Annotated in this window: 9 protein-coding genes; 1 reads left to right on the top strand and 8 read right to left on the bottom strand. The window is 59.0% G+C overall.

The genetic code is table 11. The features are described 5' to 3' along the window. Positions 1 to 127: 127 nt before the first annotated feature. The 8 genes from arnF to ABLU67_RS22555 form a co-directional block, all read right to left on the bottom strand. Positions 128 to 511: a 4-amino-4-deoxy-L-arabinose-phosphoundecaprenol flippase subunit ArnF gene (gene arnF, locus ABLU67_RS22590; protein WP_014227120.1), complete on the bottom strand. Its 384-nt coding sequence runs from the start codon at positions 509 to 511 to the stop codon at positions 128 to 130. Then, complete coding sequence (gene arnE / locus ABLU67_RS22585) at positions 511 to 849, bottom strand: 4-amino-4-deoxy-L-arabinose-phosphoundecaprenol flippase subunit ArnE (RefSeq protein ID WP_348852541.1); 339 nt, start codon at positions 847 to 849, stop codon at positions 511 to 513. Before arnE ends, arnF begins: the two co-directional genes overlap by 1 nt. Beyond that, positions 846 to 2,501 carry a lipid IV(A) 4-amino-4-deoxy-L-arabinosyltransferase gene (gene arnT, locus ABLU67_RS22580; protein WP_221842546.1) on the bottom strand — a complete coding sequence of 552 codons (1,656 nt, stop codon included), beginning with the start codon at positions 2,499 to 2,501 and terminating at the stop codon, positions 846 to 848. The genes arnE and arnT overlap by 4 nt, the downstream gene beginning before the upstream one ends. Further along, positions 2,501 to 3,403 carry a 4-deoxy-4-formamido-L-arabinose-phosphoundecaprenol deformylase gene (gene arnD, locus ABLU67_RS22575; protein WP_014227123.1) on the bottom strand — a complete coding sequence of 301 codons (903 nt, stop codon included), beginning with the start codon at positions 3,401 to 3,403 and terminating at the stop codon, positions 2,501 to 2,503. Before arnD ends, arnT begins: the two co-directional genes overlap by 1 nt. Further along, a complete protein-coding gene (gene arnA, locus ABLU67_RS22570) occupies positions 3,400 to 5,385 on the bottom strand; it encodes a bifunctional UDP-4-amino-4-deoxy-L-arabinose formyltransferase/UDP-glucuronic acid oxidase ArnA (RefSeq protein WP_014227124.1) in 1,986 nt (661 codons plus the stop codon). Before arnA ends, arnD begins: the two co-directional genes overlap by 4 nt. Continuing rightward, on the bottom strand, positions 5,382 to 6,365 hold the full coding sequence (gene arnC, locus ABLU67_RS22565) for an undecaprenyl-phosphate 4-deoxy-4-formamido-L-arabinose transferase (protein ID WP_004126208.1): 984 nt from the start codon (positions 6,363 to 6,365) through the stop codon (positions 5,382 to 5,384). The genes arnA and arnC overlap by 4 nt, the downstream gene beginning before the upstream one ends. A gap of 1 nt (position 6,366) precedes the next feature. Further along, complete coding sequence (gene arnB / locus ABLU67_RS22560) at positions 6,367 to 7,506, bottom strand: UDP-4-amino-4-deoxy-L-arabinose aminotransferase (RefSeq protein WP_004855110.1); 1,140 nt, start codon at positions 7,504 to 7,506, stop codon at positions 6,367 to 6,369. A gap of 399 nt (positions 7,507 to 7,905) precedes the next feature. Further along, a complete protein-coding gene (locus tag ABLU67_RS22555; RefSeq protein WP_025106840.1) occupies positions 7,906 to 8,412 on the bottom strand; it encodes a phenolic acid decarboxylase in 507 nt (168 codons plus the stop codon). A gap of 97 nt (positions 8,413 to 8,509) precedes the next feature. Here ABLU67_RS22555 and ABLU67_RS22550 point away from each other — a divergent pair, with 97 nt between their 5' ends. After that, positions 8,510 to 9,370, top strand: a complete 861-nt coding sequence (locus ABLU67_RS22550) for a LysR family transcriptional regulator (RefSeq protein WP_014227126.1) — start codon at positions 8,510 to 8,512, stop codon at positions 9,368 to 9,370. Positions 9,371 to 9,625: the final 255 nt, after the last annotated feature.

The following is a 9,625-nucleotide window of genomic DNA, read 5'->3' as shown; positions in this document are numbered from 1 at the left end:
GCCGGAGAAAGTATCGGCAACTAAAAATGGTTGCAGGCGTTCACAGTATCTACCGGCCAGCAGCCGGCTCAACTCCGCAGCCCGAGCGGCGCAGCGCCACCGGGAAGAAACAGTGATATTAGCCAGGCTAATTGAGCCGCTTCACCGGCCAGAAGATCGTCAGCACCCCGGCGACAATCAGCAGCACGCCCAGCAGCGATTGCCAGTGGAAAGGCTCATGCCAGCCGGGGAGCCAGATGGCGGCGGCCCATACCAGGATGTAGCTCAGGCTCAGCAGCGCGTAGGCTTTCGCCAGCGGCAGTTGATGGAGGGCGAAGTACCAGCAGACCATCGACAGCAGGTAACCCATAAGCCCGAACGCCAGGCCAAACGTGCCCGCCCGCAGATGCAGCAGATGGTTGAGGAAGGTGAATATCTCCGTCAGCGGCGGGAGCTCGACCATCGCGCTGCGCAGCAGCAGCTGCGCGCCGCTCGCCAGGCCGACGCTGAACAACGCCCAGATTAAGCCCATCAGATACGGCTCCCGAGAATAACGATCCCAACGACGATGAGTCCCACGCCAAGCCAGTGGCGACGCGCGACCGGCTCGCGCCAGATCCCCCACGCCGCCAGCGTCACCCAGACGAAGTTCAGGCTCAGCATGGGATAGGCGATGCTGACCGGGATCGACTGCAGCACGCTAAGCCACAGCAGCATGCTGCAGCCGAGAGAGAGCAGCGCGAGCCCCAGCCAGACAAGGATATGGTACCCGCGCCGCCCGGATTTGGGCGGGCGGGTCGCCTGTTTCTGGCACAGCTGTCCGGCGCAGCTCAGCAGGCTGGCGAAAACCAGACAGATCCAGACGCTCATTGCGGCAGATACTGGATATACACCACGCGCCCAAGCTCGTAGGAGCTATCCGGTTTCGGTAGCGCTAAATCAGCCATACTTTCTCCTTTATCCATCAGCAGAACCAGCGAGACGGGGCCCTGTTGGCGGTGCGTCGCTAGCCAGTCAGCAAAATGGGCTTGATCGACAAACTGGTGCTGCGCGTCCGGCCAGGAGAGACCGTACTTCAGCTCGCCCTGCTTGTCGAACAGAATGATATCGCTGCGCTTGAGCTCCCACGACAGCCCGCCGGCGATACCGACGTTATTGGTCAACACGTAGCGGCTCGGGGTCAGCGATTCGCTGACGATATCCACCAGGAACTGCGGCTGCTTGCTGTCGATCACCCGATCCGGGATAGCGAAGCCCACCAGCAGCGCCAGCCCGAGCGGGCAGCAGGCGGCGAGGGTCCAGCGGCGGCCGTTGTCCTTCATCGCCAGCCAGCCCATCAGCGCCCAGCAGCCAAATATCAGCGCCGCCAGCAGGCACTTATAGAGCTCAATATGGCTCCATACCGGCTTGTGCATAAAACCCCACGGCGAAACCACCAGCACGGCGACCAGGCCAATCAGGCCAAAGGCCAGGTTGATCGCGCCGTTAATTTTCAGCGCCTTCGCCCCCGCCTTCGCCGCGTCCAGCGCGTAGCGCGCCATCAGAATCGACAGGGGAGCAAAACAGGGCAGGATATAGGTTGGGAGTTTACCCTTAGCAATGCTGAAGAACAGGAACGGCATCGCCACCCATCCGAGCAAATAGAGCGCACCGCGCGACTCATCGCGTTCGGTCCAGCCGCGCTTGAGCGCACCCGGCAGCAGCGCCAGCCACGGCAGGCTGCCGGCAATCAGGAACGGAATGTAGTACCAGAACGGCGCTTTATGCTGGGCATCTTTTTCCGCGAAACGCTGGATATGCTCCACCCAGAAGAAGTAGCGCCAGAAGTCCGGCTCGCGTTTGGCGATGGCAAGACCCCACGGCAGCACCACCAGCGCGCAGACGCCCACCGCCAGCCAGCCGTAAGTCAACACTTCGCGCCAGCGCTTACGCGCAATCACCCACGGTAGTACCCCGACCACCGGCACCGCCAGCGCGAGGAAGCCTTTGGTCATCACCCCCATCCCGCAGGCCACGCCGAGTAAAACATAGCCGAGAATTTTGCCGCCGCGGCTTTGGGCCTGCGCCGCGCCCCAGAAGCTGCACATCGCCAGCGCCATCCACATGGTGATCATCGGGTCGAGCACCGCGTAGGTGCCGATACCGTAGACCAGCAGCGCGGTCAGGAAGATCGCCGGTGACAGGATCGCGACGCGTTTATCGCGGAAAAGACGCCATGCCAGCCAGGCGACCAGCAGAGCGGTGACGGTAATGGAAAACACCACCCCAAAGCGGACGGCAAAATTATTGTGGCCGAATAGCCACTGGCCGATGCTGTTGATCCAGTAGCCGGCAATGGGCTTTTCAAAGTAGCGCAGCCCGAGGAAATGCGGCACCACCCAGTCGCCGGTCGCCAGCATTTCGCGGCTGATCTCCGCGTAGCGGGTTTCATCAGGCTGCCAGAGCAGGCGGAAGTTAAGCGGCAGTAAATAGTAGAGGACAAAAAGGGCGACCAGAGAGGCGCCGTAGCGAATGCTTTTCATCAAACACCCGAATTGAGTAATTGTTCACGTCCAAGCCAGCCTTCCCGGCCGGCCAGTTCACCACGAACCACTTTACCTCGCGGCAGCACGCTAAAATCGGCGGGCAGCAGCTGGCTTAGCGGGCAAAACCGGATCTCTTCCTGTGCGGCCATGGTCAGCAGTTCATCAAACTGCTCCGCGAAGGCGATGCCTTCCACTTCGGCATGGATGGTATAGACCGGCGTCCCCGCGTCGCGATGGATGCAGTCCAGCAGATAGCGGTTGAAGCCCGCACTATCCACCGCGTTGCCCACCACTTCATCCCAGGTCGGTAAGGTTACCGGGATCTGCACGGTTCCCGGCGCGCCGTTCCCCAGCTGCGGCAGAAAAGGCCCGGTCCCCCGGCAGTCGCTGTTATAGAGGAAATCGAAAGCCTCTTTGGCTTTGATCACCCGCTGATCGGCACGCCAGCCGGCAACGGCGGAACAGGTTACCGGGCGACCGATAATCCGCTCCAGCTCCAGCAGCCCGCGTTCAACCTCCAGCGTCAGCCTTTCCTGCGGCCAGACGCCGCTCCACGCCTGCCAGCTATAGTGATCCCAGGCGTGCAGGCCGACTTCATGCTCCTGCGCGGCGGCGCGGATAACGTCCTCATTCCCGGCGCCGATCCTGCGCCCTGGCCAGGCGGTACCGGCCAGCAGGATATCCCAGCCGTACAGCGACGCGGCCTTTGAGCGCAGCATCTTCCACAGAAACTTCGGTTTTATCAGGCGCCAGATATGGCGCCCCATGTTGTCCGGCCCGACGCTGAAAAAGAAGCTTGCCTGAATCCCGTGCTGGCTCAGCAGAGCCAGCAGCCGCGGGACCCCGTCCCGCGTGCCGCGAAAGGTATCGACATCTATGCGTAAGCCGACCTGTTTCATGATTTTCCGCTGTCCGTCAGCTCAACCGTGCGCAGGAAGAAGTCCAGGGTGTGTTCCACGGTCTCTTCCATTTCCACCGTTGGCACCCAGTTCAGGCAGCGCTTCGCGTTGCGAATGCTCGGCTTACGATGTTCGACGTCCTGGTAGCCTTTACCGTAGTAATCGCTGCTTTCCACTTCGCGGAACCCGGCAAACGGCGGGAAGCGGTCGCGCAGCGGATGGCGTTCAAAGCAGGCCAGCAGCATTTCCGCCAGCTCTTTGATACTCGCTTCGTTATCCGGGTTGCCGATGTTGATGATCTGCCCGTCGCAGCGGCCGTCTTTGTTCTCAATGATGCGGAACAGCGCTTCGATACCGTCGCTGATATCGGTAAAACAGCGTTTCTGCTTACCGCCCTCAATCAGCTTGATCGGCGAACCTTCAACCAGGTTCAGGATCAGCTGGGTGATGGCGCGAGAGCTACCGATGCGCGCGGCGTTGAGGTTATCGAGGCGCGGCCCCATCCAGTTAAACGGACGGAACAGGGTAAACTTCAGGCCGTTCTTATCGCCGTAGGCCCAGATCACGCGGTCCAGCAGCTGCTTGGAGACCGAGTAGATCCAGCGCTGTTTGTTAATCGGCCCGACCACCAGATTGGAGGTATCTTCATCGAAGTTATTGTCGGTGCACATGCCGTACACTTCCGAGGTCGACGGGAAGATGATGCGCTTATCGTATTTCACGCAGTCGCGGATAATCTTCAGGTTCTCTTCGAAATCCAGCTCAAACACGCGCAGCGGGTTGCGGGTATATTCGATTGGCGTGGCAATCGCCACCAGCGGCAGGACCACGTCGCACTTCTTAATGTGGTACTCGATCCACTCGGAGTGAATGCTGATATCGCCTTCAACGAAGTGGAAGCGCGGGTTGTCGAGGAAGCGGCTGATAGCGTCGGAGCCAATGTCCAGGCCGTAAATCTCGTAGTTGTCGTCCTGCAGCAGACGCTCGGTCAGGTGGTTGCCGATAAAGCCGTTCACCCCGAGGATCAGCACGCGGGTACGGCGCTTAATCGCCACCACCGGTTTGCTGCTCAGCACCGCGCCGGCAACCAGGCCAAGCGCCTGCGCCAGCTGCGTACCCTGCATATAAACGCCGCGCTCGGTCTGCCCGGTAACGATTTCTAACGCCCCTTCCTGGCAGGCGACCACCAGCGGCGCAACGGAGATCACCGTCCCCGCTTTGGCGGCGGCCAGATCGTGGCGCACGCGGGATTTCCAGACGATAAACTTGTTCGCGCCGGCGTAGCCGAACGCGCCCGGCCACGGATCGGAGACCGCACGGACGAGGTTGTGCAGCGTCTGGGCCGAGCGTTCCCAGTCGAGGCGACCGTCTTCCGGCGTACGGCGACCGACGTAAGTCGCCTGGCTTTCATCCTGGGCGCGCTCTTCGGTTTTGCCGTCGCGGATGGCGGGCAGCGCCTGAGCCAAAAGTTCCGACGCCGCGGAACAGAGCTTACGGTGCAGCGCTAGCGCCGCGTCATCCGCGCCGATCGCGACGCTTTTCTGCGCCACGATATTGCCGGCATCGGCGCGGTTAACCATACGGTGCAGCGTCACGCCGGTTTCGCTTTCGCCGTTCACCAGCACCCAGTTCAGCGGCGCGCGGCCGCGGTATTTTGGCAGCAGTGAACCATGCAGGTTAAAAGCCCCCTGCGGCGCAATATTCAAAATGTCATCGCACAGCAGGTTGCGGTAGTAGAACGAGAACAGCACGTCCGGTTTAATCTCACGGATACGTTCGATCCACAGCGGATGATTCGCATCTTCCGGCGCCCATACCGGGATGCCTTGCTCAGCGGCAATACGCGCCACGGAGCCAAAAAAATGGTTTTCGCCAGGGTTATCCGGATGGGTAAAAATAGCGGCGATGTCATAACCGGCATCCAGCAGAGACTGAATACCTGCACAACCCATATCGTGATAAGCGAAGACTACGGCTTTCATGAACGATCTTCCTCTTGAGATGCCGTTTCCGGCTGGCGAACAACACGTTGAATAAAGTAGCGAGGGCGGGCGCGGACATCGTTATAGATGCGGCCGATATACTCCCCGAGCAGGCCCATCCCGACAAACTGGGCGCCGATAAACATGAACAGCACCGCGAACAGCATGAACACCCCTTCCGCCGCCCACTGGGGACCAAACACCAGACGCAGCACCACCAGCATCAGGCCGAAGGCGAAGCCCAGCAGAGCGATGACGCTGCCGAACAGGCTCAGCAGGCGCAGCGGCGTGGTGGTCAGGCAGGTCACCAGGTCGTACATCAGGTTAATCAGGCGCATAAAGCTGTATTTAGAATCGCCGAATTCGCGCTCGGCGTGCATCACCGGGATCTCAACCGCCCGGCGGGCAAAAGTGTTCGCCAGAATCGGGATAAACGTACTGCGCTCATGGCAGTTGAGCATCGCGTCGATGATATGGCGGCGATAGGCGCGCAGCATGCAGCCATAGTCGCCCATCGCTTTACCGGTGGTGCGCTGGATCAGGCGGTTGATCATCTTCGAGGCGCTTTTACGGAAGAAGGTGTCCTGGCGGTTCTGGCGCACGGTACCGACCACGTCGTAGCCCTCATCGGCCTTCTCGACCAGGCGCGGGATCTCTTCCGGCGGGTTTTGCAGGTCGGCATCAAGGGTAATGATCAGGTCGCCGGTAACGTGGCTGAAGCCCGCCATAATCGCCGAGTGCTGACCATAGTTGCGGTTCAACAGGACCGCCACCACGTGGCTGCCTTCGGCCTCGGCGGCTTCGGTGAGCATTCGCGCCGAGTCATCGCTGCTGCCGTCGTCGACCAGCAGAATTTCATATTGCCGTCCGAGCGTCGCGCAGGCGGTGTCGGTGCGGCGGATAAGCTCCGGCAGGCTCTCCTGTTCGTTATACACAGGAATAACGACCGAGACCTTTTTCACGGGAGGATAGCTAAACATATCAACGTCCTGACAGCTGGTGCAGTGCGGAAATGACCCGAGTGACATCGTCATCGGTCATATCCGGGAACAACGGAATGGAACAAATGCGCGCGCTGTTCCATTCCGTATGCGGTAATGAAACTTCAGGGAAACGCTCGCGGTAATACTTTTGCGTATGGGCCGCGCGGAAGTGCAGGCCGGTGCCAATGCCCATGGCCTTCAGTCTTTCCATCAGCGCATCGCGGCTGATGCCGCAGGCGGCTTCGTCAACGCGGATAATAAACAGGTGCCAGGCGTGCTGATGCTCCCACGACGGCGCCACCAGCGGCCTGAAGGGCGTATCCGCCAGCTCGCGCAGATAGCGTTGCGCAATGGCGGCGCGGCGCTGATTGGCGTGGGCGAGCTTATCCAGCTGCACCAGCGCCAGCGCGGCGTTGATATCCGCGAGATTGTATTTAAAGCCCGGCGAAATCACCTCCGCCTGCGGCGCGCGGCCCAGGGTCTGGCGGTCATAAGCGTCAACGCCGAGGCCGTGGAACTTCAGGCTGCGAATGCGCGCGGCCAGCTCGTCATCGTCGGTTACCACCAGCCCGCCTTCGGCGCAGGTCATATTCTTGATCGCATGGAATGAAAAAATGGCGGTACCGCGCCACCCGACGTGGCGGCCTTTGTAGTACGTCCCCGCCGCGTGGGCGGCATCTTCAATCACCGGAATAGCGTGACGCTCGCCAATCGCGCGAATGGCGTCAATATCCGCCGGTGCGCCAGCATAGTGCACAGGGATAATGGCTTTGGTTCGCGGGGTGATTGCCGCTTCAACCGCTTCGGGGGTAATCATCAGGTTATCGGGATCGACATCGATCATCACCGGGGTCGCGCCGAGCAGGCAGATCATGTTCAGCGTGGAGACCCAGGTCTGGGAAGGGGTGATCACTTCATCGCCCGCACCGATACCCAGCCCCATCAGCGTGACGTGCATGCCGCCGGTCGCCGAACTGACGGCGATGGCGTGACGGTTGCCGGTTAACGTGCAGAACGCCTCTTCCAGCGCCTGATTTTTCGGTCCAGTGGTGATCCAGCCCGATTGCAAAACTTCACGCAGCGCAGCCAGCTCTGCGTCGCCCATCGACGGGCGCGAAAACGGCAAAAAATCGCTCATCATGTTCCTGTTCTGTGAATGACCCGCGAAAAACCGGGTCGATAAGAAATATCCTGCACCTGCTGACCTAAACAAAATGAAAATGAAAGCGAAATCAGCCCGATGGCGCATTTCATTATTTTGTATTCAGATGTTATTAAATTTAGTCAGATTTGCTTAGGATAATATTAAGAAATTAATATTAATTAGATATGCATGATGATTTTGTTAAAAATCATTGAGATAGAGTGGAATTTATCGCAGAAAAAGGCGCTATAGCGTTCCCGCCGGACGGAGAAATAGCGGGAACGCATTGGCGAAAAGTAAACGGATGCTCAACCAGATTCCAATAAGCTATCTTTAAACATCGTTCAGCAAATATAAAAAATCCAGTCGAATCACGAAACTATTTCAAAATGATTACAGGTTGGCAGGAAAGTTGTCAGGTAATTCGTTAGCCGGGCAATTAATCACTTCGTCATTATCCGCACCGCAATCGCGCACAAAAGTGATGGTGGCAAACTCATCAATCACTTCTGTCGGATAAGCCGGACCGGCTTCACGATAAGAGACCATCAGCGGAATATGATCGTTCTGGAAGCAGACGGTTTTCTCCGGGTTATTCATTACCCAGCGCGGGAAAAAGATGGTGCCGTGAAACAGTTTGTCGCCGAGGTTAACGATCAGGCTCACGTCGGTACCGGTCGGTTCGGTCCAGGAAATTTTGTAGATGCTTTCGCCGACGCGAACGATATAAGCCTGCTGATCTTTCACCCAACGATTCGCGACGATACCGCTGTGAATACGATAATCCAGGGTGGTGCCGTTTTTAACGTAAATTTCGTAGTTCCAGCCATTATCGTAGGTATAAACCAGATGTTTGCCGATAAAACCGCTCAGGTCATGTTTGTCGAATGTGCTCATAATCTGTTCTCCTCTGTTTGTTGAGAACAAGCATACTGCTTTAAAAAATGGATGAATAACGCTATGTTTGGATTAAACTCATTCACTTTTTAGATGGATTATGCACAAGACTACGCTGGAACAATGGGCGCTGCTGGAGAAAGTTGTCGAGCTGGGTAGCTTCGCGAAGGCGGCGGACGAGACCCACCGCAGCCAGTCGTCGGTGAGCTATAATCTCGCGCTGTTGCAGGAGCGGCTGGGCGTCACGCTGCTGACGCCATCGGGCCGTCGCGCGGTGCTGACCCCGGCAGGCGAGCTGCTGCTCGGCCAGGTTAAGCCGCTGCTGCAGGCCTTCTCTTATGTCGAAACCCATGCCGCCACCCTGCGAGACGGCGCCCGGACCCGGCTGGATCTGGTGGTCGACAGCATTTTCCCACGCCAGCGGCTGTTCGCCATTCTGCGCCAGTTTCAACAGCGTTACCCGCAAACTCAGGTCAGGTTGACCGAAGTGCTGGAAAACGTTGAGGAAGAGCATCCGGCCCGCACCGAGGCGGACGTGATGGTGCTGACCCGCCGTCAGGATATTACCGGCCGCGGCGAATGGCTGATGAACATTGATTTTGTCGCCGTCGCCCATCGCGATCATCCACTCTCCGCGCTGGCGGGGCCGCTGGACGACAGCGCGCTGGCCCCCTGGCCGCTGGTGCGCATCGCCGACCGCAGCAACGACCCGCAATCTTCCCGCGATGCATGGACGTTTTCCACTATTGATGCCGCCATCGATGCGGTGCTGTATCAGGTCGGGTTTGGCTGGCTGCCGGAAGAGCGCATTGGCCCACAGCTTCAACAAGGGGTGCTGAAGGCGCTGCCGCTGGGACACGGCGCGCGGCGGGCAACGCCGCTGCACCTGATCGTTAAGCGTGATTTAACACCTATTGATGAGCAGGTCGCCACGCTGCTGGATCTGTTCAGAGCGCCCTGATGGGCTTGTTTACCCGGCTCGCGCTGCGCTTAGCCGGGCTACAGATTCACTGCGGTCTGCGAGCCGGTAGCCCGGACAGATGCGCAGCATCGCCTCCGGGAAATGTGCCGAAGCTGATGCTTCCCGGCTTGCGCTGCGTTTAGCCGGGCTGCAGGCGGGTTCGTAAACTCATACAGCCAAAAGAGATATACCGTTTTCTTATACTTTCAGGCCCGATATTGATCCAGCTTACGCCGAAAGTATGATGAATCATTA

The sequence above is a fragment of the Klebsiella sp. GN_Kp190 genome, from assembly GCF_040061795.1.
Classification (GTDB): Bacteria; Pseudomonadota; Gammaproteobacteria; order Enterobacterales; family Enterobacteriaceae; genus Klebsiella; species Klebsiella michiganensis.
This window is presented reverse-complemented; position numbering and strand designations above follow the sequence as displayed.

Bases quoted from the DNA above. Each gene is read 5' to 3' on its own strand.
- arnF (WP_014227120.1), bottom strand. From the start codon at position 511: ATGGGCTTAATCTGGGCGTTGTTCAGCGTCGGCCTGGCGAGCGGCGCG.
- arnE (WP_348852541.1), bottom strand. From the start codon at position 849: ATGAGCGTCTGGATCTGTCTGGTTTTCGCCAGCCTGCTGAGCTGCGCC.
- arnC (WP_004126208.1), bottom strand. From the start codon at position 6,365: ATGTTTAGCTATCCTCCCGTGAAAAAGGTCTCGGTCGTTATTCCTGTG.
- arnT (WP_221842546.1), bottom strand. From the start codon at position 2,501: ATGAAAAGCATTCGCTACGGCGCCTCTCTGGTCGCCCTTTTTGTCCTC.
- arnA (WP_014227124.1), bottom strand. From the start codon at position 5,385: ATGAAAGCCGTAGTCTTCGCTTATCACGATATGGGTTGTGCAGGTATT.
- arnB (WP_004855110.1), bottom strand. From the start codon at position 7,506: ATGAGCGATTTTTTGCCGTTTTCGCGCCCGTCGATGGGCGACGCAGAG.
- arnD (WP_014227123.1), bottom strand. From the start codon at position 3,403: ATGAAACAGGTCGGCTTACGCATAGATGTCGATACCTTTCGCGGCACG.
- ABLU67_RS22550 (WP_014227126.1), top strand. From the start codon at position 8,510: ATGCACAAGACTACGCTGGAACAATGGGCGCTGCTGGAGAAAGTTGTC.